20 protein-coding genes, 1 tRNA gene and 1 pseudogene are annotated in these 24,733 nt (G+C 61.5%); 17 read left to right on the forward strand and 5 right to left on the reverse strand.

The genetic code is table 11. The features are described from left to right. The 8 genes and pseudogenes from trpC (at nucleotide 1) to SJY18_RS03100 (ending at nucleotide 11,971) form a co-directional block, all read left to right on the forward strand. Nucleotides 1-777 (forward strand): indole-3-glycerol phosphate synthase TrpC, encoded by a 777-nt coding sequence (trpC, locus tag SJY18_RS03065; RefSeq protein WP_396668344.1) that lies wholly within the window; start codon nucleotides 1-3, stop codon nucleotides 775-777. Continuing rightward, entirely contained in the window at nucleotides 774-1,982 is a 1,209-nt protein-coding gene (gene trpB / locus SJY18_RS03070) for a tryptophan synthase subunit beta (RefSeq protein WP_396668345.1), read from the forward strand. The genes trpC and trpB overlap by 4 nt, the downstream gene beginning before the upstream one ends. After that, nucleotides 1,979-2,767, forward strand: coding sequence for a tryptophan synthase subunit alpha (gene trpA / locus SJY18_RS03075; RefSeq protein ID WP_396668346.1), 789 nt, complete (start codon nucleotides 1,979-1,981; stop codon nucleotides 2,765-2,767). Before trpB ends, trpA begins: the two co-directional genes overlap by 4 nt. Before the next feature lie 55 nt (nucleotides 2,768-2,822). Continuing rightward, nucleotides 2,823-3,799: pseudogene (gene lgt, locus SJY18_RS03080) on the forward strand (prolipoprotein diacylglyceryl transferase). A gap of 84 nt (nucleotides 3,800-3,883) precedes the next feature. After that, on the forward strand, nucleotides 3,884-8,491 hold the full coding sequence (gene gltB / locus SJY18_RS03085) for a glutamate synthase large subunit (RefSeq protein ID WP_396668347.1): 4,608 nt from the start codon (nucleotides 3,884-3,886) through the stop codon (nucleotides 8,489-8,491). Continuing rightward, nucleotides 8,484-9,950, forward strand: coding sequence for a glutamate synthase subunit beta (locus SJY18_RS03090; RefSeq protein WP_396668348.1), 1,467 nt, complete (start codon nucleotides 8,484-8,486; stop codon nucleotides 9,948-9,950). The genes gltB and SJY18_RS03090 overlap by 8 nt, the downstream gene beginning before the upstream one ends. Before the next feature lie 47 nt (nucleotides 9,951-9,997). Further along, a complete protein-coding gene (gene pyk, locus SJY18_RS03095) occupies nucleotides 9,998-11,449 on the forward strand; it encodes a pyruvate kinase (protein ID WP_337337878.1) in 1,452 nt (483 codons plus the stop codon). A gap of 138 nt (nucleotides 11,450-11,587) precedes the next feature. Next, the gene (locus tag SJY18_RS03100) at nucleotides 11,588-11,971 is read left to right on the forward strand and encodes an SHOCT domain-containing protein (RefSeq protein WP_396668349.1); all 384 of its coding nucleotides are present in this window, start codon (nucleotides 11,588-11,590) and stop codon (nucleotides 11,969-11,971) included. A gap of 59 nt (nucleotides 11,972-12,030) precedes the next feature. Here the strand turns inward: SJY18_RS03100 and SJY18_RS03105 are convergent. Next, nucleotides 12,031-12,113: transfer RNA gene (locus SJY18_RS03105), tRNA-Leu, on the reverse strand. A 37-nt stretch (nucleotides 12,114-12,150) separates the two neighbouring features. Here SJY18_RS03105 and SJY18_RS03110 point away from each other — a divergent pair. Next, nucleotides 12,151-12,771: a response regulator gene (locus SJY18_RS03110; protein ID WP_337337876.1), complete on the forward strand. Its 621-nt coding sequence runs from the start codon at nucleotides 12,151-12,153 to the stop codon at nucleotides 12,769-12,771. 35 nt (nucleotides 12,772-12,806) lie between these two features. On the opposite strand, the gene SJY18_RS03115 is transcribed toward SJY18_RS03110, so the two are convergent. Beyond that, nucleotides 12,807-13,241, reverse strand: a complete 435-nt coding sequence (locus SJY18_RS03115; RefSeq protein ID WP_396668350.1) for a hotdog fold thioesterase — start codon at nucleotides 13,239-13,241, stop codon at nucleotides 12,807-12,809. A 63-nt stretch (nucleotides 13,242-13,304) separates the two neighbouring features. On the opposite strand from SJY18_RS03115, the gene polA reads away from it, so the two are divergent. The 5 genes from polA (at nucleotide 13,305) to SJY18_RS03140 (ending at nucleotide 19,781) form a co-directional block, all read left to right on the forward strand. Next, a complete protein-coding gene (gene polA / locus SJY18_RS03120) occupies nucleotides 13,305-15,944 on the forward strand; it encodes a DNA polymerase I (protein ID WP_396668351.1) in 2,640 nt (879 codons plus the stop codon). Nucleotides 15,945-15,984: 40 nt separating this feature from the next. Further along, nucleotides 15,985-17,658 (forward strand): DUF885 domain-containing protein, encoded by a 1,674-nt coding sequence (locus SJY18_RS03125; protein WP_396668352.1) that lies wholly within the window; start codon nucleotides 15,985-15,987, stop codon nucleotides 17,656-17,658. Between the two features lie 90 nt (nucleotides 17,659-17,748). Next, the gene (locus tag SJY18_RS03130) at nucleotides 17,749-18,519 is read left to right on the forward strand and encodes an SGNH/GDSL hydrolase family protein (RefSeq protein ID WP_396668353.1); all 771 of its coding nucleotides are present in this window, start codon (nucleotides 17,749-17,751) and stop codon (nucleotides 18,517-18,519) included. A 53-nt stretch (nucleotides 18,520-18,572) separates the two neighbouring features. Further along, the gene (locus SJY18_RS03135; RefSeq protein WP_396668354.1) at nucleotides 18,573-19,034 is read left to right on the forward strand and encodes an SRPBCC domain-containing protein; all 462 of its coding nucleotides are present in this window, start codon (nucleotides 18,573-18,575) and stop codon (nucleotides 19,032-19,034) included. Then, nucleotides 19,035-19,781 (forward strand): formylglycine-generating enzyme family protein, encoded by a 747-nt coding sequence (locus SJY18_RS03140; protein ID WP_396668355.1) that lies wholly within the window; start codon nucleotides 19,035-19,037, stop codon nucleotides 19,779-19,781. Nucleotides 19,782-19,794: 13 nt separating this feature from the next. Here the strand turns inward: SJY18_RS03140 and SJY18_RS03145 are convergent, their stop codons facing one another. Both SJY18_RS03145 and SJY18_RS03150 read right to left on the reverse strand, forming a co-directional pair. Next, nucleotides 19,795-20,358 (reverse strand): carboxymuconolactone decarboxylase family protein, encoded by a 564-nt coding sequence (locus SJY18_RS03145; RefSeq protein WP_396668356.1) that lies wholly within the window; start codon nucleotides 20,356-20,358, stop codon nucleotides 19,795-19,797. Nucleotides 20,359-20,406: 48 nt separating this feature from the next. Beyond that, nucleotides 20,407-21,015, reverse strand: a complete 609-nt coding sequence (locus SJY18_RS03150; protein ID WP_396668357.1) for a hypothetical protein — start codon at nucleotides 21,013-21,015, stop codon at nucleotides 20,407-20,409. A 107-nt stretch (nucleotides 21,016-21,122) separates the two neighbouring features. On the opposite strand from SJY18_RS03150, the gene SJY18_RS03155 reads away from it, so the two are divergent. From SJY18_RS03155 to SJY18_RS03165, 3 genes are all read left to right on the forward strand, one after another. Then, the gene (locus SJY18_RS03155; RefSeq protein WP_396668358.1) at nucleotides 21,123-21,563 is read left to right on the forward strand and encodes a hypothetical protein; all 441 of its coding nucleotides are present in this window, start codon (nucleotides 21,123-21,125) and stop codon (nucleotides 21,561-21,563) included. A gap of 89 nt (nucleotides 21,564-21,652) precedes the next feature. Beyond that, complete coding sequence (locus SJY18_RS03160) at nucleotides 21,653-21,823, forward strand: hypothetical protein (RefSeq protein WP_396668359.1); 171 nt, start codon at nucleotides 21,653-21,655, stop codon at nucleotides 21,821-21,823. 170 nt (nucleotides 21,824-21,993) lie between these two features. After that, nucleotides 21,994-22,617, forward strand: coding sequence for an HAAS signaling domain-containing protein (locus tag SJY18_RS03165; protein WP_396668360.1), 624 nt, complete (start codon nucleotides 21,994-21,996; stop codon nucleotides 22,615-22,617). Between the two features lie 300 nt (nucleotides 22,618-22,917). Here the strand turns inward: SJY18_RS03165 and SJY18_RS03170 are convergent, their stop codons facing one another. Further along, on the reverse strand, nucleotides 22,918-24,561 hold the full coding sequence (locus tag SJY18_RS03170) for a DUF262 domain-containing HNH endonuclease family protein (protein WP_337337860.1): 1,644 nt from the start codon (nucleotides 24,559-24,561) through the stop codon (nucleotides 22,918-22,920). Between the last annotated feature and the right edge of the window lie 172 nt (nucleotides 24,562-24,733).

A 24,733-nucleotide genomic window follows, 5' to 3' on the forward strand; every position in this document is an offset into this window, starting at 1 on the left:
GTGCTCGCCGACCTCACGGCCGGCGCGGTTGCAGACTCCGAAGCTCGCGCTTCAGAACGCCCCTTGGCTGTCGTTGAGGCAGCCGCGCTCGCACAGAAACCCGCGCTCGATGCACTCAGAGCGCTCGAACCCGCTGATCGGGTGAAGATCATCGCTGAAGTCAAGCGCGCGAGCCCATCGCGCGGAGACTTGGCGACCATTCCCGATCCGGCATTTCAAGCGAGCCGGTATGAGCTGGGAGGCGCCTCCGCGATTTCGGTTCTCACCGAAGGTCGCCGATTCAAGGGCAGTCTCGCCGACCTCGAAGCTGTGAAATCTCGCGTCAGCGTGCCGGTGCTGCGAAAAGACTTCATCGCCAACGAATACCAAGTATTCGAAGCACGGGCATCAGGCGCTGATCTGGTGCTGTTGATTGTCGCTGCGCTCGATGAAGATGTGCTGGCCCGCCTGCACACGCTCACGCTTGAGCTGGGAATGACGCCCCTCGTTGAAACGCACTCTGGCGAAGAGCTCGACCGCGCAGCAGATATCGGCGCCCGATTGATCGGTATCAACGCCCGCAACCTCTCCACGTTCGAGCTCGACACCAATCTTTTCGGATCTCTGGCCGACCGAATTCCCGCAGACGCCGTCAAGATCGCGGAGTCCGCGGTGCTCTCACCCGCCGACGTCGCGCACTATCGTTCCGCGGGGGCAGACGTTGTGCTCGTGGGAGAGGCCCTCGTGACAAACGACCCTGTGACTACTCTCACCGCATTTTTGGAGGCTGGTTCATGAGTCTGCGCGACGCCCAAGGCCCGTTCTTCGGCGACTTCGGTGGCCGCTTCATGCCTGAGTCCCTCATTGCAGCGATTGACGAGCTCGCTGCTGAATACGACTCGGCGAAAGCCGACCCGGCCTTTCACGCCGAATTCGCTCGCCTGCTGCTCACCTATGCAGGCCGCCCGTCGATCATCACCGAAGTTCCGCGTTTCGCCGAACACGCAGGCGGCGCACGAGTGTTCCTCAAACGTGAAGACCTGAACCACACCGGCTCGCACAAGATCAACAACGTGCTCGGCCAGGCGCTTCTTACCAAGCGTCTCGGCAAGACCCGTGTCATCGCCGAAACGGGCGCCGGGCAGCACGGCGTCGCTACCGCTACCGCGGCTGCGTTGTTCGGCTTTGACTGCACGATCTACATGGGCGAAGTCGACACCGAACGCCAGGCGCTGAACGTCGCACGCATGCGTCTGCTCGGAGCCGAGGTGATTCCCGTCAAAACAGGCTCCCGCACGCTGAAGGACGCAATCAACGACGCGTACCGCGACTGGGTAGCGAGCGTTGAAACCACCAACTACATCTTCGGCACGGCCGCTGGACCGCACCCCTTCCCTGCGATGGTCCGCGACTTCCAGAAGGTCATCTCAGAAGAAGCACGCGACCAGCTGCTCGCTGAGGTAGGCAAACTGCCCGACGCGGTCATCGCCTGTGTGGGCGGTGGTTCCAACGCGATCGGCATGTTCGATGCCTTCCTCGACGACGCCGATGTGAAGCTCTACGGCGTCGAAGCCGCGGGCGACGGCGTAGACACCCCACGTCACGCAGCATCCATCGAGCGCGGACGCCCGGGAGTTCTGCACGGATCAAAGACCTATGTCTTGCAAGACGAAGACGGCCAGACCACCGAGTCGCACTCGATATCTGCAGGACTGGATTACCCGGGCGTTGGCCCCGAACACTCATGGCTCGCCTCAATCGGGCGTGCGGAATACATCCCTGCCACCGACGACGAGGCGATGCAAGCATTGCGGTTGCTTACTCAGACCGAGGGAATCATTCCAGCGATCGAGTCCGCGCACGCGCTTGCGGGTGCGATGCGGCTGGGCCGCGAAATGGGCCCCGACGCAGTGCTAGCCGTCTGCCTCTCTGGCCGTGGCGACAAAGACATGGACACCGCCGCTCGCTATTTCGGCCTCTACGATGATGGAGCCAGCTCATGACCTCACGCGTCTCAGCGGCCATCGATGCTGCTGCTGCCGACGGGCGCGGTGCGTTCATCGGCTACCTTCCGCTGGGCTTTCCTGACCTGCAAACGAGCATTGATGCGGCCGTCACACTCGCTGAGAACGGCGTCGACATTCTCGAGCTCGGCCCGCCGTACTCTGACCCGGTCATGGACGGCACCGTCATTCAGGAAGCAACACAGCACGCCTTGGCCGCGGGCTTTCGCTTACGCGATACGTTCACGGCGGTTCGCGAGATCGCCAAGCGTGTGAGCATTCCAGTTCTCGTCATGACCTATTGGAATCCGGTGATGCAGTACGGCGTTGATCGCTACGCTGATGACCTCGCCGCGGCCGGTGGCGCGGGCTTGATCACACCCGACATCACCCCCGAATCGGCGGCCGATTGGATCGCTGCAAGCGAGCGCACCGGGCTTGATCGCGTGTTCCTCGCCGCGCCGACTTCGAGCGATGAGCGGCTCCAGATGATCTTGGCGAACTCCACCGGATTCGTGTACACGGTATCGACCATGGGCATCACGGGGGAGCGCACGGAACTCGACGCGGCTGCGCGCAACCTCGTCGCACGCATGCGTGAACACGGCCAGGTCAACGCCTGCGTCGGTATCGGCATCTCCAACGCCGAGCAGGTTTCAGGTGTACTGGAGTACGCGGACGGAGCGATTGTGGGCACCGCCTTGGTGCGCGCCCTGCGCGACGGGGGACTTGCGGGCCTTGCCGAGGCAACCCGCGCCATCGCCGCTGGCACACGTCGCAATTAGACTTCTTCTCGTCGGCTTCTCGCCGTCACCGACAACAGCTAGGACCTGATCGCCCATGATCACCGCCGCAGCCAGCGTGCTCACCAGTATCCCCAGCCCCACGGTCAGCTACTTCGACCTGTGGGACGGTGGTCCCCGCATCCACTTCTACGCGCTCTGCATCATCACGGGAATCGTCTTCGCCGCCCTGCTGACGAACCGACGCCTGACTAAGCGCGGCGCTGAGCCGTGGGTAGTCATCGATATCGCACTGTTGGCTGTGCCGCTGGCGATCATCGCGGCGCGTATTTACCACGTGCTCACCCACTCTGACTTCTACTTTGGCGAAGGCGCCAACCCGCTGTCGGCCCTCTACATCTGGGAGGGCGGCATTGCCATCTATGGCGCACTCATCGGTGGCGCAGTCGGCGCATGGCTTGGCTGCCGGTGGACCGGCATTCGCTTTTGGACATTCGCGGATGCGCTGGCCCCTGGTTTGCTCTTGGCTCAGGCAATCGGACGTTTCGGAAATTGGTTCAACCAGGAACTGTTCGGGCTGCCCACCGACGTTCCTTGGGGCCTTGAGATCGACTACGACAATCCTGCCTTCCCTCCTGGACTTGCCGAGGGCACCCTCTTTCACCCGACCTTCTTGTACGAAGTGCTCTGGAACGGCCTGGGCGTTCTGGTGCTGCTGTGGGCCGGACGCAAGCTCTCGATGCAGTGGGGCCGGCTGTTCGCGCTCTACCTCATCTGGTACAGCGCCGGTCGAATCGTGTGGGAGTCGATCCGCATCGATCCGAGCGACATCATCTTCGGCCTGCGCACGAACGTGTGGGCCGCGATCTTCGGCGTGCTCATCGGATTGGTGCTGCTCACCGTGCAGAGGCGACGCCACCCGGGCTTGGAGCCCTCGCCGTACGTACCCGGTCGTGAGTGGCACGCAGAAGGCACGCTACAATCGCAAGACACCGACGACTTCGTCGACGTCAGCGAACCGCTTACGTCCAAGTAGTCAAGGGCACCGCCACAAGCACAGCCGACACGAACTGAGACTTTCGTCCATGGGGACGAGATTAACTATCAGCACAGGGCCGACGTCGTCCCATCTTGATCATCAAAGTGAGGACGGTTGGTATGGCACCGAGCCCCCGTCGCGAGCCCTCGTCTGAGGGAATCATCAACGCGCAGTCGCATGTGGGAAGCTTTCCCGCGAAGCAAGGGATGTACAACCCCGCCTTTGAGAAGGACGCCTGTGGCCTCGCCATGGTCGCCACTCTGCGAGGCGAAGCCGGACACGACATCATCGATCTGGCGCTGACGGCGCTTCGCAACCTTGAGCACCGCGGTGCGATCGGCTCTGATTCCGGCACTGGCGACGGTGCGGGAATCCTGACGCAGATGCCGGATGCCTTTCTTCGTGAAGTTGTTGATTTTGACCTTCCGCCCATGGGGGAGTACGCCGCCGGCATGGCGTTCCTGCCACGCGACGACGACGCGCGGGCCGCGGTGAAGGATGGCGTCGAGCGAATCGCGGCGTCGGAAGGACTCACGATTCTTGGCTGGCGCGTAGTGCCCACTGCCGAAGACAACCTTGGCAAGCTTGCCTTCGCGGCTCGCCCGGTGTTTGAGCAGGTCTTCGTCTCACGCCCAGCCGTCGGTGACCAGCCTGCGCTGAGTGGGATTGAATTGGACCGGCGCACGTTCCGCTTGCGCAAGCGCTCACGCAACGAGCTCGATGCCTATTTCGTCTCGCTTTCTGCACGCACGCTGGGCTACAAGGGCATGGTCACCACCCTCCAGCTCGAGCCGTTCTACCCTGATCTGCAAGACGAGCGGTTCGCCTCTGAACTCGCCGTCGTGCACTCGCGCTACTCGACCAACACGTTCCCGTCGTGGCCGCTCGCTCAGCCGCTGCGCATGCTCGCCCACAATGGCGAGATCAACACGGTCAACGGAAACCGCAACTGGATGCGCGCACGCCAGTCTCAGCTCGAGTCCGAGCTGATCGGCGACCTGGCCCCGATCCTGCCGATCTGCACTACGGGTGCCAGCGACTCGGCATCATTCGACGAAGTTCTCGAGCTGCTGACCCTCACTGGTCGCAGTCTGCCTCACGCCATCATGATGATGGTGCCCGAGGCGTACGAGAAGCAGAACGATATCGACCCGAAGCTGCGCGCTTTCTACGACTTCCACTCCATGCAGATGGAGCCGTGGGATGGCCCGGCGGCGCTCATCTTCACCGACGGCACGATGATCGGTGCCACCCTCGACCGGAACGGTCTGCGCCCTGGTCGCTGGACAGAGACCACCGACGGTCTGATCGTCATCGGCAGCGAGACCGGTGTTCTCGACTTCGAGCCCGAGCGCATCAAGCGTCGCGGTCGTCTTCGCCCAGGGCGGATGTTCCTCGTCGACACCGCCCAACAGCGCATCGTTCCCGACACCGAGCTCAAACAAGAGCTTGCTGAGCTGGAACCGTGGGAGAAGTGGGTGGAGGCTGGCCGCGTGCGCCTTGCAGACCTGCCCGAGCGCGAGCACATCGTTCATCCAATCGCATCGATCACACGACGCCAGCGCACGTTCGGGTACACCGAAGAAGAAGTGCGCATCATGCTCACACCCATGGGGCAAAACGGCGCGGAGCCGTTGGGCGCTATGGGAAGCGACACCCCAGTGGCCGTGCTCAGCGATCGTCCCCGTTTGCTGTTCGACTACTTCACTCAGCAGTTCGCGCAGGTGACGAACCCGCCGCTCGACTCGATCCGCGAAGAGGTCGTGACGTCGCTATCGATCGGTCTCGGCCCTGAGCGCAACCTCTTGCAGTGGGGCCCCGGCCACACTCAGATCGTCACGCTCGACTTCCCGGTGATCGACAACGATGAACTGGCGAAGATCCAGCACATCGACACGGCGCTGCCCGGTCGCTCCTCGGTGACCATTCGAGGGCTCTACCGTGTCGAGGCTGGACACAAGGGCATGCAGAAACGCCTCGCGCAGATGTGCCGCGAGGTCGATGACGCGATCGAAGACGGCGCTGAGTTCATCGTGCTCAGCGACCGCGATTCCAACAAAGACCTTGCACCGATTCCGTCGCTGCTCATGCTCGCAGCAGTGCACCACCACCTGATCCGCAACCAAACGCGCATGAAGGTCGGACTCGTCGTCGAAGCCGGTGACGTGCGCGAAGTACACCACGTTGCAACGTTGATGGGATACGGCGCATCAGCTGTGAACCCTTATCTCGCCATGGAGACCGTGGAGTATCTGGTGCGAGCTGGATACATCAACGGCGTCACCCCGCAGAAAGCCGTCAAGAACTTCATCTATGCGCTCGGCAAGGGCGTGCTGAAGATCATGTCGAAGATGGGCATCTCTACCGTGTCGTCTTACGCCGGTGCACAGGTGTTCGAAGCCGTCGGGCTCTCGGCGGAATTCGTCCAGGAGTACTTCACCGGCACGGAGACCAAGCTCGGTGGCATCGGCCTCGATGTCATTGCGGCCGAGAACGCTTCGCGTCACGCCTACGCATACCCCGAAGATGCCGCGGTGCGCGCTCACGAGCGCCTCTGGACCGGCGGCGAGTACCAGTGGCGTCGCGACGGCGCTCCTCACTTGTTCAACCCCGACACGGTATTCCGGCTGCAGCACGCGACGCGTACGCGCCGGTATGACATCTTCCGCGAGTACACGAAGCTCATCGATGACCAATCAGAGGAGCTGAAGACCCTTCGCGGACTCTTCACGCTGCGCACTGAGGGTCGCACTCCAATCCCCATCGACGAGGTCGAACCAGTGTCGGCGATCGTCAAGCGATTCTCGACCGGCGCGATGAGCTATGGCTCTATCTCGAGCGAAGCGCACGAGACTCTCGCCATCGCGATGAACCGCATCGGTGGCAAGTCGAACACCGGAGAGGGTGGCGAAGATGTTGATCGCCTACTCGATCCAGAACGTCGCAGCGCCATCAAGCAGGTTGCCTCCGGCCGGTTTGGTGTGACCAGCCTGTACCTGACCGAAGCGGACGACATCCAGATCAAGCTCGCCCAGGGTGCGAAGCCTGGGGAAGGCGGACAGCTCCCGCCGACGAAGGTCTACCCCTGGGTGGCGCGAACGCGTCACGCGACGGCAGGCGTTGGCCTGATCTCGCCGCCCCCTCACCACGACATCTATTCGATTGAAGACCTCAAGCAGTTGATCTTCGATCTGAAGCGCGCCAATCCCAGTGCCCGCGTGCACGCCAAGCTCGTGAGTCAGTCGGGTATTGGTGCGGTCGCCGCGGGCACAGCAAAGGCTCTCGCTGATGTGATCTTGGTCTCCGGCCACGATGGCGGAACGGGTGCGAGCCCGCTCAATTCGCTCAAGCACGCCGGAACGCCATGGGAGCTGGGCCTCGCAGAGACCCAGCAGACGCTCATGCTCAATGGCATGCGCGACCGCGTGGTGGTACAGGTTGACGGTCAGCTCAAGACCGGCCGCGACGTCATCATCGGCGCCTTGCTCGGCGCCGAGGAGTTTGGTTTTGCCACGGCTCCGCTCGTTGTCTCGGGTTGCATCATGATGCGCGTCTGCCACCTCGATACGTGTCCCGTGGGCGTCGCGACGCAGAACCCGACGCTGCGGTCTCGTTTCACCGGCAAGCCTGAGTTCGTCGTGAACTTCATGGAGTTCATCGCCGAAGAAGTGCGCGAGTACCTGGCCGAGCTCGGATACCGTTCCCTCGATGAGGTGATCGGTCGGGTGGATCTGCTCGACACCGATGGCGCAGTGGGTCACTGGAAGGCAAGCGGACTGAACCTGGCGCCGGTGCTTCATGGTCCTCAGTTCGCAGACGACGAGCCTCGCCGCAATCTGCGCCCGCAAGAGCACGACCTCGACTCGCACTTCGATGTCGCGCTGATCGAACGCGCCGCTGGCGTCATCAGTGATGGCGGATCGGTCACTATCGACCTTCCGGTGCGCAACACCGCGCGGGCAGTTGGCACCCTGTTGGGCCACCATGTCACGCGGGCACGCGGCCAGAATGGCCTGCCGCAAGACAGCATCATCGTGAACCTGAAGGGGTCTGCGGGTCAGTCATTCGGCGCCTTCATGCCCTCTGGCATCACACTTCGCCTCGAGGGTGACTCGAACGACTACGTCGGCAAGGGTCTCTCCGGTGGCCAGATCGTCGTGCGCCCGCCGCGCAGCGCCACCTTCGATGCGTCTCAGAACGTCATCGCGGGCAACGTCATCGGCTACGGAGCTACCCAGGGCACCATGTTCCTGAGCGGCGTGGTGGGGGAGCGATTCTTCGTTCGCAACTCGGGCGCCACCGCTGTCGTTGAAGGCGTCGGTGATCACGCGCTCGAGTACATGACTGGTGGACTTGCCGTCATCTTGGGCGCGACTGGTCGAAACCTCGGCGCGGGAATGTCAGGCGGTACTGCGTACATCTACAAGCTCGACGACGCGCTCGTCAACCGCGAATCCCTCGCGTCAGGCGAACTCGTTCTTGGCAAACTCGGCTCGGGGGATGCTGAAATCCTCCGCGACCTGCTTGAGCAGCATCGCTCACAGACCGACTCAACCTTGGCAGCCTCACTTTTGGAGAATCTCGATAGCGAGCTCGACAATTTCGTGCGGGTAATGCCACGTGACTACGCAGCGGTGCTGCAAACGCGACAGGAGGCCGTCACCGAGGGGCTGGACCCCGATGGTGATGTCGTCTGGTCGCGCATCTTGGAGGTGACGGGTGGCTGACCCAAAAGGATTTTTGAAGACCACCGAGCGAGAGCTGCCCGCTCGGCGCCCCGTGCCGGTGCGGATCATGGACTGGAAAGAGGTCTATGAGCCCGGCGACTCGGCGGTTCTGCGCCGACAAGCTGGCCGCTGTATGGACTGCGGCGTTCCGTTCTGCCATCAAGGTTGCCCGCTGGGCAACCTGATACCCGAGTGGAATGACCTCACCTGGCGCGGCGAGGGCCGCTCAGCGATTGAACGACTGCACGCGACGAACAACTTCCCTGAGTTCACCGGGCGCCTCTGTCCCGCGCCGTGCGAGAGCTCGTGCGTGTTGGGTATCAACCAGCCCGCCGTGACTATCAAGCAGATCGAAGTGTCGATCATCGACGAGGCTTTTGCCAATGGCTGGGTCGAAGCAGAGCCTCCCGGGCGCCTGACAGGCAAGACGGTCGCGGTTGTCGGCTCTGGGCCCGCTGGGCTGGCGGCGGCACAGCAGCTCACTCGTGCCGGTCACACCGTGGCTGTGTACGAGCGAGACGACCGAATCGGCGGCCTGCTGCGCTATGGCATTCCCGATTTCAAGATGGAAAAGAAGCACCTTGAATCGCGCCTTCGCCAAATGCAAGACGAAGGCACGCGTTTTCGGGCCGGCGTCGAGATCGGCAAAGACATCTCGTGGAGCGACTTGCGCGCGCGCTATGACGCTGTCGTCGTCACGACCGGCGCGACGATTCCTCGAGAGCTGCCAATACCGGGTCGTGACCTTGCGGGCGTTCACTTCGCCATGGAGTACCTGGTCGAGCAGAACAAGGCTGGCGCTGGCGACAAGGTTGCCCACCAGATCACTGCAGAAGGCAAACACGTCGTCGTCATCGGCGGTGGTGACACCGGTGCAGACTGCATCGGCACCGCTCACCGTCATGGCGCACTGAGCGTGACCAACCTGGCCATCGGAAAGCAACCGCCGGCAGAGCGTCCTGAGACCCACCCGTGGCCGATGGCACCGCTGCTGTTCGAAGTCGCGTCGGCGCACGAAGAGGGCGGCGAACGCGCCTACCTTGCCTCAACCGTCGAGTTCGTTGGCAACGATGCAGGAGAAGTTCGCGGCCTCCGCGTCGCTGAAACTGAGTTTGTTGACGGACGACGCGTGCCAAAGAGCGGCACCGAGCGAGAGATTCCGGCTGACCTGGTTCTGATCGCAATGGGCTTCACTGGTGCAGAGCGCACCTTCCTCGAAGAGCAACTCGGCACCCAGTTCACCGAACGCGGCAACGTGCATCGCGAAGACGACTATCAGAGCACAGCACCAGGGGTGTTCGTTGCTGGTGACGCTGGACGTGGCCAGTCGCTCATTGTGTGGGCGATCGCAGAAGGTCGAGCCGCAGCTGCGAGCGTCGACCGCTTCCTCATGGGTTCATCGGAGCTTCCCGCGCCGGTTCGCCCCACCGACCTCGCCATCGGTCTGCCACACGCGTAGGCTGAAATCGGCATTCGCCACCAACAAACAACCCGGAGAACCCACGGATGAGACGCGCCAAGATCGTCGCCACCTTAGGCCCCGCTACATCGTCATATGAGATGGTTCGCGCCATCATCGATGCTGGTGTTGACGTCGCCCGCTTCAATTTGAGCCACGGCGACTACTCAGTTCACGAAAACAACTTTGCGAACGTTCGCAAGGCTGCCGACGATGCGGGTCGCTCAGTCGCCGCGCTCGTTGACCTGCAAGGACCGAAGATCCGCCTCGGCAAGTTCGAGAACGGTCCCCACATGCTCGAAGTCGGTGACATCTTCAAAATCACCGTCGACGACATCCTCGGTACCAAAGAGATCGTCAGCACGACCTTCAAAGGACTTCCGAATGACGTCAATCCCGGGGACTTTCTCCTGATTGACGACGGCAAAGTTCGCGTAGAGGTGACCGAAACCGATGGCACCGTCGTGACCACCAAGGTGATCGTCGCTGGCGCGGTTTCGAACAACAAGGGCATCAACCTGCCCGGCGTCGCTGTAAACGTTCCTGCCCTGTCCGAGAAGGACGAAGCCGACCTGCGCTGGGGACTCAACGCCGGCGCCGACCTGATCGCGCTGTCGTTCGTCCGCGATGCAAAAGACATCCAACGAGTGCACGTCATCATGGCTGAAGAAGGACGCCACGTTCCCGTCATCGCCAAGATCGAAAAGCCGCAGGCAGTCGAGAATCTCGAAGAGATCATCGACGCATTCGACGGGATCATGGTCGCTCGTGGCGACCTCGGAGTCGAGCTTCCCCTCGAAGCGGTGCCGATCGTTCAGAAGCGGGCCGTAGAACTCTGCCGCCGCATGGCTAAGCCGGTCATCGTCGCGACCCAGATGCTCGAATCCATGATCGACAACCCGGTGCCCACGCGCGCCGAGACCAGCGATGTGGCAAACGCCATCCTCGACGGCGCTGACGCGGTCATGCTTTCGGGCGAGACCAGTGTCGGAAAGTACCCCGTCGGCGTCGTTGAGACGATGGCGCGCATCGTTGACTCGACCGAAGAACACGGGCTGGAGCGCATCCAGCCGCTGCTCAACAAGCCGCGCACGCAGGGTGGTGCGATCACTCTTGCGGCCCTCGAGGTGGCCGAGTTCGTCGGCGCGAAGTGCCTCTGCATCTTCACCGAATCTGGCGACACAGCGCGCCGCATGTCTCGCCTGCGCCCGGCGATTCCGATGATCGGGTTCACTCCCGACCCCGCGATTCGTCGCCGTATGGCCGTCACCTGGGGCGTGCAGTCCGCGCTCGTCCAGCCGGTGGCGCACACAGATCGCATGTTCATCCAGGTTGATGACCATCTGCTCGCGAACGACCTCGCAGCAGTCGGCGACAAGGTGGTGGTGATCTCAGGTTCCCCTCCCGGCATCATCGGATCAACCAACGACATCCGCATCCACAAGGTGGGCGACGCCGTTCACGGCAAGGCACCGATCTACAAGTCGGGCGAGCTGTAAACACGTGATTCGAAGTGGGATGCCTCAAACGAGGCATCCCACTTTGCGTTTCACCCACTTGGGGTTATGACGCGCGCGGCTCGACGGCAGTAGGGTGAGCGACGTAACTGTTCTGTCCTCACACGAAAGAAACTCTCGATGATCATCGACCTGTTCTGGTTTGCCCTCGTCTCGTTCTACTTCATCGCCTACTTCTTTGTGATGGCGATGATCATCGTCGATCTGTTCCGTGATCACGAACTGAGCGGCTGGTGGAAGGCACTGTGGATCATCTTCTTGATCTTCGTTCCATTCCTCACTGCATTGGTGTACGTCATCGCACGCGGATCCGGAATGGCCAAGCGTGCGCAGGCACATGGCGGCGGCCGTGTGCCCGAGCAGGACGATTATCAACCCAAAGCTTCAGCGAGCCCGTCAGAAGATATTGCACGGGCGAAAGCTCTACTCGACTCGGGCGCCATTTCTCAGGGCGAGTTCGATGCGCTCAAGAGCAAGGCGCTGGGAAACAAGTACTTCGGCTGACGCCCCGGATTCTCAACAAAAAAGAGCGGGTCCCTGCACGGGACCCGCTCTGCTTTTTGTACCGGTGGTGGGACTCGAACCCACACGCCCTCTCGAGCAACCGATTTTGAGTCGGTCGCGTCTACCATTCCGCCACACCGGCAATTAAACGTGCAACAACGACGATACCGTAGGATTCAATGGTGACTGAGCAGGAAGAGACCCCCGGTACGCCGGCAAACACCCCCCGTCGTGTCGTAGTGGCCGAAGATGAGTCGTTGATTCGACTCGACATCGTCGAGATTCTGCGCGACAACGGATTCGACGTCGTCGGCGAAGCGGGTGACGGTGAGACCGCTGTCGCACTGGCAACCGAGCTGCGACCTGACCTTGTGATCATGGATGTGAAGATGCCTCAGCTTGATGGCATCTCTGCCGCCGAGAAGCTGAGCAAGAACCATATTGCGCCCGTAGTGCTCCTCACGGCTTTCAGCCAGAAAGAGCTCGTCGAGCGCGCCAGCGAAGCGGGCGCACTCGCCTACGTGGTGAAGCCGTTCACACCGAACGACCTTCTTCCCGCGATCGAGATTGCACTTGCCCGCTACGAGCAGATCATCACGCTTGAGGCCGAGGTTGCCGACATGGTCGAGCGCTTTGAGACCCGCAAGCTGGTTGATCGCGCCAAGGGCCTTCTCAACGAGAAGATGGGCTTGTCTGAGCCCGAAGCATTCCGCTGGATCCAGAAGGCGTCTATGGACCGCCGCCTCACCATGCAGGATGTCGCCAAGGCGATCATCGAACAACTCGCTCCCAAGAGCTAGCCAAATCCATCGCAGCGATGCCCGTCACGGACTGATCAGTTCGCGGCGGGCATTTCTTTGATCATGTTCGTGATGCGAATGGTCGAGCAACGCCGGCCCTGGTCATCGCTCACGGCGATCTCATGCACCGTCATGCTTCGCCCGAGATGAACGGGCGTGCAGACTCCGGTCACGATGCCCGAAGTCGCGGGGCGGGTGTGAGTCGCGTTGATGTCGACCCCCACTGCGAGCCGCCCAGGGCCCGCGTGCAGATTCGCGGCCATTGACCCGAGCGATTCGCCCAGCACGACGTAAGCGCCGCCGTGCAGCAGCCCCACCGGCTGCGTGTTGCCCTCGACGGGCATGGTGGCCACACAGCGTTCAATCGTGAACTCGGTGAATCGCATGCCCATCTTCTCGGCAAGCGCGCCCAGGCCTCTTTCAGCCGCCCAGGCCAAACCATCGATGTCAGCGGGGAGGTCAGATGCCATGATTCACCTTCGGTCGAGCAACAGTGCGAGAGCCATGTCGCCACCCGCGGCTACGCTTGCAGGGTGACGGACTCCGCAAAGCCTACCCTTCTCGTTATCGACGGCCATTCGCTCGCCTACCGCGCGTTCTACGCGCTGCCGGTGGATAACTTCTCCACAAAAGACGGCCAGCACACCAACGGCATTTATGGCTTTTTGTCCATGCTCGTCAATCTCGTCAAAGCCGAGAAGCCGACGCACCTTGCCGTCGCGTTCGATACCTCTCGCGAGTCCTTCCGCACCCGTGAGTACACCGAATACAAGGCAAACCGCTCGGAGTCACCCGCCGAGTTCAAGGGCCAGATCCCGTTGCTGCAAGAGTGTCTCGGCGCGATGAACATTCCCGTGCTGCTCAAGCCCGACTTCGAAGCAGACGACATTCTGGCCACGCTGGCGACCCAAGGAGCGGCCGCCGGCTACAACGTGCTGGTGTGCTCGGGCGACCGTGACACCATCCAGCTGGTCAATGACGACGTGACGCTGCTCTATCCGAACGTGCAGGGGGTCTCGCAGCTCAAGCGCTATGACCGTGAAGCGGTCATCGAGCGCTATGGCGTGCCACCCGAGCAGTATCCCGACATCGCCGCCCTCGTCGGTGAGACGAGTGACAACCTGCCAGGCGTGCCCAAGGTGGGGGAGAAGACTGCGGTCAAGTGGCTCAAGCAGTACGGCTCACTTCAAGAACTGATCGACAACGCTGACAAGGTCACGGGCGTCGTCGGCGGAAACCTGCGCGAACACCTCGACGATGTGCGCCGCAACCGCAAGCTCAACCGACTGCTCACCGACGTCGAGCTCGCGCTCGGCCCCGACGAACTCGCCGTCAATCCCATCGACGCGCAGGCGGTGCGTGAGATCTTCGCGCGCCTCGAGTTCCGAGCGCTCCTACCCCGGGTACTTGAAGCCACCGGAGCTGATCAAGCGACCAGCGATGCTGCCAGCGCGCCGGCCGTTGCCATGCCAGCCACCACCGAGCCAACGGGAGCAGACCTGCAAGCCTGGCTTGAGGCTGCCACCGCCGAAGTCGGCCTCACAGTGCTCACCGAGCGCGGGCTCCCTCAGCGCCTCGGCTTGGCAACGAGTGACAGCGCTATTGAGGCGGCATGGGATGCAGAAGCATCCGCTGTGCTGATCCCTTGGCTGGTTTCTGATGCGCCCAAGATCATGAACGACGCGAAGGCGCAGGTCAAGGCACTTCGCCGCGCCGATGTTGTGCTGGGCGGTCTAGCGTTTGACACGCTCATCGCTGGGTGGCTGCTGAGGCCGAGTTTTCCCGACAAGACGCTGGGCCACCTGGTAGAACGATTCCTCGATGAGAAGCTTCCCGAGGCCGACCCGAGCCAGCTCGTTCCCGAGACCGAGGGAGCAACTCCTGGTCAGCTCTCGTGGTTCACCGTGCGTGTCGCCGAGGCATTGCGCGCTGACATGCCCGACAGCGTGACAACCGTATTGACCGACATCGAGGTGCCGTCTCTTCTCGTCCTCGCCGATATGGAGCTCGCAGGCGTCGCTGTGTCGCATGACGAGCTCTCGGCGTTCTCGGCGGAACTCGGCACTCGCGCCGATTCGATCGCTCAACAAGCCTTCACGACCATCGGCCGAGAGGTGAACCTGGGCTCGCCCAAGCAGTTGCAAGAGGTGCTGTTCGAAGATCTGCAGCTGCCGAAGACACGCAAGACCAAGACGGGGTACTCGACGGATGCTGCGGGTCTCGCCGACCTGCAGCGGACGAACCCGCACCCGTTCCTCGATTTGCTCTTGCAGCACCGCGAAGCAACGAAGTTGCGCCAGATCATCGAGTCACTCGATACCGCTATCGGCGCCGACAATCGCATTCACACCACCTACGTGCAGACCGGCAGCCAGACCGGTCGCCTGTCGAGCACTGACCCGAACCTGCAGAACATCCCGGTGCGCAACGAAGAGAGCCGGCGCATCCGCGCTGCCTTCCAAGTCGGCAATGGCTACGAGACACTGCTGACCGCGGACTACTCACAGATCGAAATGCGCATCATGGCGCACCTGTCAGAAGACCCGGGGCTGATCGAGGCGTTCAACTCGGGTGAAGACCTGCACCGGTTCGTCGGTGCGCGCGTGTTCGGTGTTGATCCGAGCGAAGTGACCGCCGCGATGCGCACCAAGGTCAAGGCCATGTCGTACGGCCTCGTTTACGGTCTGTCGGCATTTGGGCTGTCGAAGCAACTGCGCATCGAGCAGTCCGAGGCCAAACAGCTGATGCTGGAGTACTTCGCTCGTTTCGGTGCGGTGCGCGACTATCTGCGCTCATCCGTTGAGCAGGCCAAAATCGATGGCTACACCGAGACGATCTTCGGCAGAAGACGGCCCTTCCCCGACCTTTCCAGCCCCAACAGAGTGTTGCGCGAGAACGCCGAACGCGCCGCTCTCAACGCGCCTATTCAGGGCAGCGCGGCCGACATCATGAAGATCGCGCTGTTCCATATTCACGACGAACTGCGCGCGCAGGGCCTCGCGTCCCGTGTGCTCATGCAGATCCACGATGAGCTCGTCATCGAGGTGGCTCCGGGGGAGTGGGATGCCGCCGAGCAGATTGTGCGCACGCGTATGGGCGATGCTGCCTCGCTGACGGTTCCGCTCGACGTTCAGATCGGCCGTGGGGCGAATTGGGATGAAGCAGCACACTGACGCTCACGCGATCTGAGCCGACAAGATTTAGGCTCGGGGTATGACAGAAACACCTCGCACGCCCACACCCATCGACACAATCGCTGAGGCCTGGGTAGACACACTCGCTGAGCTTGAGCCGATCTTGGCCACCTACATCGGTCGATTCGAGTTCAACGACCGTTTCGCCGACTACAGCCCGGCGGGTGCTGCGCAGATCGCCGAAGCAGCCCGCGCTGCGTTGGCTGATTTGCAGGCGGCGACACCGGTCGATGAGATCGATATCGTCACTCAAGACGACCTCTCGCGCGATCTGCAGCTGCTCCTCGATGTGCACGAGGCACGCTGGCACTTGCGCGATCTGAACGTCATCGCCTCTCCGGCTCAAGACATTCGCTCGGCGTTCGATCTCATGCCGACAGATTCCGTTGAAGACTGGAAGACCATCGCAACACGGTTGAAAGCCGTTCCCGCCGCCATTGAGGGATACGTTGAAACCCTTCGCGAAGGGATCGCCCAGAACATCACCCCGGCCCGACGCCAGGTGCGCGAAGTTGCCGCACAGATCGCGCGCTACACCGACGACTCTGGCTTCTTCACCTCTTTTGTCGCCGGCGCTTCGATAGACGAAGGCGATTTGCCGGCCGATCTCATCGGTGAGCTGAACGAGGGTGCCGACGCGGCACGCTCGGCCTACAACTCACTCGGGTCGTTCTTGACATCTACCCTCGAGCCAGCATCATCTGAAAACGATGCCGTCGGACGCGAGCTCTACGAACTGCACTCCCGTCGTTTCCTCGGCGCCACGATTGATCTTGACGAAACCTATGAGTGGGGGATTCAGGAGCTCGCCCGAATGGTCGCCGAGCAAGAGTCCATCGCCAACGAGATTCTTCCTGGCGCCACCGTCGAAGAGGCGATCGAATTTCTTGAGAAAGACTCCACCCGCAAGCTGATCGGCACAGAAGCGTTGCAGAAGTGGATGCAACAGACAAGTGACCGCGCAGTTGAAGAGCTGGGTAAAACTCACTTCGACATTGCTCCACCCATCCGCGACCTGGAGTGCATGATCGCGCCCACACAAGAGGGCGGCATCTACTACACCGGTCCCACCGACGACTTCTCGCGCCCCGGCCGCATGTGGTGGTCGGTGCCAGAAGGAGTCACCGAGTTCGACACCTGGCGCGAGCTCACCACGGTTTATCACGAGGGCATCCCGGGTCACCACCTTCAGATCGCACAGGCTGTCTACAACCGTGGCCAGTTGAATTCATGGCGCCGTCTCCTCGGCGGCACCTCTGGCCACGCTGAAGGCTGGGCGCTCTACGCAGAGCGGCTCATGGAACAGCTCGGCTACCTCGAAGACCCTGCCGATCGTCTCGGCATGCTCGATGGTCAGCGCATGCGTGCTGCGCGTGTCGTTCTCGACATCGGCGTGCATCTGGCAAAGCCTCGGCCCGATGGTCAGGGCGTTTGGGATGCTGACTACGCCCTTGAGTTCATGCGGCGAAACGTCAACATGTCTGACGAGTTCGTGCAGTTCGAGGTCAACCGCTATCTCGGCTGGCCCGGCCAGGCGCCCTCATACAAAGTGGGTCAGCGAATCTGGGAGCAGTTGCGAGACGACGTTGCTGAGCGAGACGGCGAGGACTTCTCGATCAAGCAGTTCCACAAGCGTGCGCTCGATATCGGTGGCGTCGGTCTCGACACCCTGCGCGCAGCGATGGCTCGGTAGCGCATATGACGATGATTCAGCCCGGTGGTTCCGTTGGGGTGTGAATTCCTGGCGTCGTCGCCCGTCGGCCCGCCGCCCTAGGGTGGAGAGGTGTCAAAAGTTCGCTACGTCGCCATCGGCGATTCATTCACCGAGGGAGTCGGCGACGAACTCCCTGATGGCCACGTTCGAGGTTGGGCCGACCTGACCGCTCAGGGCTGGGCCGACGCGAGCGGCGAGAGTGTCGAATACGCCAACTTCGCGATCCGCGGCAAGCTCGTTCGCCCAATCGTCGAAGAACAGCTTGAGCCCGCCTTGGCGCTTCGTCCTACCCACCTGTCGTTCAACGGCGGCGGCAACGATATGTTGCGCCCGAGAACGAGCGTCGCGACCGTTGTGGACTCGTTTCGGCGAGTGATCGAGCGATGCGATGAGGAGGGCGTGAAGGTGATCATGCTGTCGGGTGCCAACCCGTCGGGGCAGCTTCCGCTCAGCCGCCTCATCCAGCGACGGGGTGACTTGCTCTCGCGCGCGGTTGATTCTCGCTTCAACGATCGACGCGACATCATTCGCGCGTTCAACTGGTTTGATCGCGAGTTGGCGACGCCGCCGTACTGGTCTGAGGATCGCCTGCACATGAACGCCCGGGGCCATCATCGCGTCGCCGCGCGGGTGATCACCGCACTCGGCCTGGAACCACCCACAGTCTGGTGGTCTTTGCCTCCCTTGCCTGCGTCGGCGCCGCGCGGCTTGGATTACTACCGTGAGCACGTCGGCCCTTGGGTGCAACGCCGGCTGAGGGGCACGTCTTCTGGTGATGGGCGCCAGCCCAAGTTCGGGCAGTGGACCACGATTACGCCGAGCGATTCCGCGCTGGAGTGATCAGGCGGCGTTGACCGCGTAGGAGTTCACCCCGGGGGTGCAGAATGGTGCTCATGCCTGATTACTTCACCGTGGTACGCACACTAGGCGCCTCGAAGGAACAAGTCTTCGACGTCATCACTCTGCCTAAGCACTTTGCGGTGTGGTTCGGCACGGCCGTCGTCGAAGTGCCGCTCGAGGCTCTTCGCATGGAGGTCTGGCCCGGTGGACAGTTTCGTGCCGAAATGAAACTTCCAGAGGGCGGCGCGATCAACTGGGCGGGCACCTACATCGCTGTGGAACGTCCCTCACACGTCGCCATGACGTTGACAGACCAGCCTGGCAGTGACGCAGGTTTGCCTGTGCTGTTCGACATCGAAGAAGTAGGCGGGGCAACGCAGCTCACCATCAGCCAAGATCGCTCTGACTTCAGCGACGACCAGATTGCCGCGACGATTGCCGGCTACAACGCATTCGTCGACGACATCGAAGAGATCCTGCAGTCGTCAGCGCAGGAGAACGCCCAGAGTTCCTGAGTGGACGACATTGAAACGACGCGCGTGGCGGGCGGAAACGTCACGTTACACGACGCACGAACCAAGAGCCGCAGGAGCGTCAACCTTGAGGCCTTCGAGATCGGCGTCTACGCGGTGACCCAGTCACAGCTCGCCGAGATCCTCGGCGTGTCTGCTGCTTTCCCGCGCCGTCCAGCAAGCGACGTCAGCTGGCTGCGGGCCGTGCATTTCTGCAACGCCGCATCGGAGTGGGAAGGGCTTGACAGTGCCTACAGCTTCGACGGCGAAGACGTGACGTGGCATGTTGATGCTGACGGCTTCCGTCTGCCGACAGAAGCGGAATGGGAGTTTGCCTGCCGGGCGGGTTCCACGGCCCCGCACTATGGGCCGCTTGCCGAGATCGCGTGGACAAGCGCAGACGGCGTCAGTGCCCCGCAGAATGTGGGCGGCAAGCATCCCAATCTCAACGGACTCTTCGACACTCTCGGCAATGTCTGGGAGTGGTGCTGGGATCTGCTGGATCCCGCACGATACAACGACTATCGAGTCTTTCGAGGTGGCGGCTTCGCCGATGATGCGTGGAGCGTTCGTGCGTCAGTTCGACGCGGAGGAGCACCTCGAATGCACCACGACGATGTCGGCTTTCGCCTGGCTCGTGGTGGATTCGATTCAGTGGATGCTGCGCAGGGCTGGTCAGCCACGACGGACCAAGAACGCGCAGAGCGCGGTGGCCCAAATCCCTTCGGATGGACACCGCGCTCTACGTGATCAGTGCTAGCCGCTACGGCTGCGAGATGACGCCATCCCACGCATACTTCTCGTTGGGCGCATCTAGGGGAGTGTGCGCAAGGTGGTTGGTGTAGTTCGACATCACCTTCTGTGACAGACCGAGCACGACTTCGAGCACCTGACGCTTCGTGAAGCCAGCGTCGAGAAACACCTGCAACTCGGCGTCTCCCACATTGCCGCGTTCACGAACCATTTGCAGGGTGAAGGTGCGCAACGCTTCGAGACGGTCGGTCGGCAGGGGAGTGCCATCGCGAAGAGCATCGGTGATGGCATCGTCAACCTTCATGCGCTTGGCAATTCCGGTGTGGGCGGGCACGCAGTAGTGACATTCGTGCTCAACGTTGATCGTTTGCCAAACGACGGTCTTCTCGTCGTCATCAAAGCTCGACTCGAGAAAGAGACGGTGCAGCTGCTGGTAGCCGTCGAGCAGGCCGGGGGCCTCAGCCATGGTGGCGTGAAGGCCCGGAATACGGCCGTTCTGCTTCTTCGATTTGGCGAGAAGCTCTTTGCTGCCCTCGGGTGCGGATTCTTCGTCGTGCATGGGAAAGTCGATCATGTTTCACTCCTGTCGGTGTGGGTGGCGTTGGAAAAGCAGCGCGGCAGTTCAATCGCAGTTTTGCAACGCGGCAGCCGACACGTTGATGTGCAGCTGCGCGTGGCTGGCGAATTCGCGCGCGGTTTCGAGGTCGTCTTCGTTCAGCGCGAGCGTGGCCCAACCGATCGTGCGTTGCGGGTGGCTGGGTAGCGACGGAAAAGTGTTGTTCGTAGGAGCCCATGCCACGATTGCGTCGTCAAGAATCTGCCATCGCTCTGCAGGGGCAGACCAGTCGCCGCCTAAGACATCCTGCTCAAGGCAGTCACCTTCGATGATGCTCGCGAGACCTGGTTCGCCTTCGAGGCCGGGGAGTACGCCCACCGTCGCCGCGCCAGTGACAATATCGTCACCATCGGCATCGCCGTAGTATGGCCCGGCCTCGCCCGTGACGAGGTTGCGCACCTGTTCGGCCGCTTGCTTGAGTTCCGCTAGATCTTCTGCGTCTTGCCAAGCACTGATCGCAACCGTCGTCTCACCCAAGCGCTCGCTCAGCTCAGCGACCGCGGGGGAGCCTTCGACGTTGTCCACGTCTGATGAGCCAGTGGCGCATCCCGCGAGAGCCAAGGTGAGAGCAAGGGGAATAGCTACGAGTGCAGGAACATGCCTCCGCTTGATCATCAATCGATCCTACGTCGGCTTATCAGGACTGGAACGGTTCGCGATCTGGTTCCACGAACGCTCGGCGGGCCGCCCGTCGTGGTGCTTTCCGCGAATAGCCTCAAGTCATGACACCGCCGGACCTGTCCAACGACGCACCTACAGAGGTTTCTGTCGGGCATCTTTCCCGTGAAGAGTTGTTGGCGGGACTCAAGGCGAGCGGCACGCAGTTGAACGAACATGCAAAGACGCTCCTGGCCGCTTCGCCATTCGATGACGTCTACGAGGGCGAGGTCATATCCATTGCGGAGCGTTCGCTCACTGACCTTGGGCTCACATCCGGCGCGTCGCTCACTCAGATCTACTCGCGAGCGAAGAGCCAAAGACTAAGACTGTGTCCCGCCGTCGCTGGCCCGTACTTGCGGCTTGCGCTGGCACAGCAGCACTCCGCCCCAGACTCGGTGCTGAGCTCGGGTCGCGCGCCGATCGCTGACTTGCAACGCGAATCGGCCCTTGGCGCGACCGGCTGTGATCGGACGACCCGCCTATCCGTAAGCCGATGCGCTTGAGACGCTCGACGAATTGGATGGATACGTCGATCTGGACAGGTGAGTGGAGCTAAGGCACTGTGGAATAAGACCTGAATATGGAGGCTGCTATGGATAACCAAGAGAAGCCCTCGCTGCGGACGCGCTTGAAGTGGTTGCTCACCGGTCGGCCGATGAGCGAAGAAGAAATTCGTGCCGCACGCGCCGCTGGCGACAAGGATCCCACTACGAGAAAACGCTTCGATATTCCTTGGGGTCGCAACATCGGTGGAAGCGCCTAGGGCAGGCTCCTCAGGCGTCAGGTGCTTATCCGGCCTTCGCGCCGAAGCGGCACAGCAGCATTCAAGCTCCTCGTAGTCGTAGGGGTGTTTTAGCACGACTGGTGGTACTTGGTCTTTGGGGAGGGCGCTAGTCCGTCTGACGGCAAGATCTAGCGAAGTTATAGGACTCGATGGAGAACACTGACGAACCGATCGAAGTGACACGTTACCTGCGTGAACTAGACGCTGCATTGGCAGAGATTCCCGTGCAGATCGCTAGCGATATTCGGGCCGGTGTCGAGGAGGAACTCGCCACCCTCGATTCATCCGCTGCACGAGAGCGCATTGCTCAACTGGGCGATCCTGCACTTATCGCGGCGGAAGCTAGACGAGAAGAATCGGAGGCTGCTCCGCACCGCAAGCCGGCGATGACTTCGCGACTCTACGTCGTGCTGGCGAGCCTCGCGGTCGCTTTCGGTAACTATGCCCTCCCTCTCGTCGGTGCGCTGCCCGGATTCGTATTGGTATGGGTTTCCCCTGCATGGCGACGATGGGAGAAGATCACGGCCACAGCTATTCCTTTCGCGACCGGGGTTATAGCGGCCACGTACTTTGTTGTCGCCGGGGTCACTTCTTCGGATGTTGTGAGTTCGAACAGCTCCGATTTCTACGGGCCCTCGATGGACGATTTCGGCATTCCGTGGTTTGGCCTCTTTTTCACGCCGGTGGTGACCACCAATGCCATCGTTGCAGGGTCCATCGCCAGCACGGCGGTGGGAGTCTGGTTGCTTGTCCGCGCGCTTCGACGGTCGTAGTCTTCGGCAGACGCGCGCACTCCTCTACCCGGGCGGGATTACTTCATAGTAGAAACCCCGAGCGCAGCCCATTGGCGGGTGTATCGAAACCCTAGGGATATGGGGCGTCTTGCCAGTCCCTGCGGTGACACACCGCTGGGACGCGACTGTGTTGCATCTCATGAGTTACGGCACACCGAGGTTACGAGACAGAACACCAAGTGCATGAGCACATGTGACATCCTCGCCGCGGCTACGACCAGCAAAACGCCCTCCGGACAAGCCGGGGCGGCAAGCCAGTACCACCACGCAGCGGCTGAGCTAGTTGTTAGTCCACGCGCGGCACGCCAGATCCGCCAACACGGTCATTCGAGAATGAACGGTATCCGCGCTCCAGGCGTCCAGTGATGTGAGGTTGCGAGTCATGGTGAAACCCGACTGCGCGTAGACCAATTTCTTCTCCGCGGGGAGCTTTGACCCTAGATTCTTATTGAGCTTCTTCTCGAGCAGAGTGAGGTTACCGACATAATCCACCAAAGTCACTGGGGCTCCTGGGCCGAGTGACGTCGGTTTGGACTTCGGGTGAATATGCTCGATCGTCACTCCTCGTGATGACCAGTCGAGGGCGCTCGTGTCACGGCCAGCGAGCTCGGACTCCACACGCTCGATCATCCCGAGAACATACTTGACGCGCGAACTGGGCATAACGCCATAGCGGATGAAGGCCAACCGGAACTCGTCGTCGCTGGGAATCAACTTGTCCAGCGACTTCCGCACGTCTAGCTGGTTCACGGATTCGCCGGACGAGACGGATGCAGCCGTGCTACCAAAAGTTTCCTCAGCCAGTTTCGCGCCGATATTTCCGGCGAACAGGGCACGAACTGACCACATGAGTACTTTATTGAGCAGTCTGCAAGCATCGTCATAGTCCCACGTAGCAAAGGCGGCGAGTACCACCGGGATGCTGCTCTCGAACTGGAAGCGACGGTAGGCCAGAAGTGAGTCACGGACATCCACTTTTTCGCTGTGCCAGTAGTCACTCTCAGGGTCACGAAGGGCCACGTATGTGTCCTTTGCTCTAACGAGGCGATTGAGGTAGGCACTTGCGGTAGTCCCGTTTTGGCCGATGTCTTCCTGGATTGCACGATAAAGCTTGCTCGTTCGGACGGGACCGACGCGAGAAATCAGCTCGAACCGAATGAGTCGAACAAGATCCTCGGGCTTCTCGAACGCAGCCTCCAGCTGCACCCATTTGTGCTCCACGGTCGAGAGGTAGGAGCCGGACGCGCTGAACAAGTAGTTTTTGAGCAAATCCGCGGTTGTGAGGTCAGCGCCGCGATCGTTGAGCGTTTCAAAGATCACATAGGCCTCTTGGATTCCTGACGCTACGGCCACCAGGATCTGGACACGCTTCTCCAGCTGATTCACGATTTCCATGAGCTCGGTATACGAGTCGACGTCAGGCGTGAGCTCTGTGACGTGCTCGATGCAGAGTCGATAGGAAGCTACGAGCGGGTGGCCTTCGTTGCCCGCGCTCACCTCCTCATTGAGGAGTTCTAGATAGGCATCGCTGTCATGTGGCCCTAGCGCGAGTCTTTCGAACACACCCTCAGCTTGAAGCTCGTAGCCTCGTAGATACCGCTCTTCGACCCGTCTAGCTTGTTCATCTTTTCCCAACTCCATGAGGCGGTCGCGGATCGCCAGTAGCAATAGTGACGTCGTCGCGAGCCGTTGTTGGCCGTCGACGACCCGTCGCCTGTAGCTGTCCTCCTCAGGCTGCGTGAGGACGACGGTGCCAACGAAGTAGTCTCGGTCCTTCGATCGAGCTTCCGCGAGATCGCTGAGATATTCCCCAACGTTGTCTGTAGTCCAGGCATATCTGCGCTGGAAACGCGGAACTTCAATCAGATGATCCGCAAGCAGATGACCAACCTGGTCATGATCGAAGTCCGTTTCACGTGCCATCTGACAGATCCCCCTTTGGTCCCGCGCTATCCCAGAATCTAGCAGCAGGAGCCAAGGGGAACTCGAAACAACGCGATTTCGCCTTGGAGACTCTCCGTTTGGTATCCCGTGCGATGCGGCACGGAGTGATCACAGATCACCGCCCAGGAGCGCCGAACTGGCAATTTACGCC

This window comes from Microbacterium sp. R86528, from assembly GCF_044596335.1.
Lineage (GTDB): Bacteria > Actinomycetota > Actinomycetes > Actinomycetales > Microbacteriaceae > Microbacterium > Microbacterium marmarense.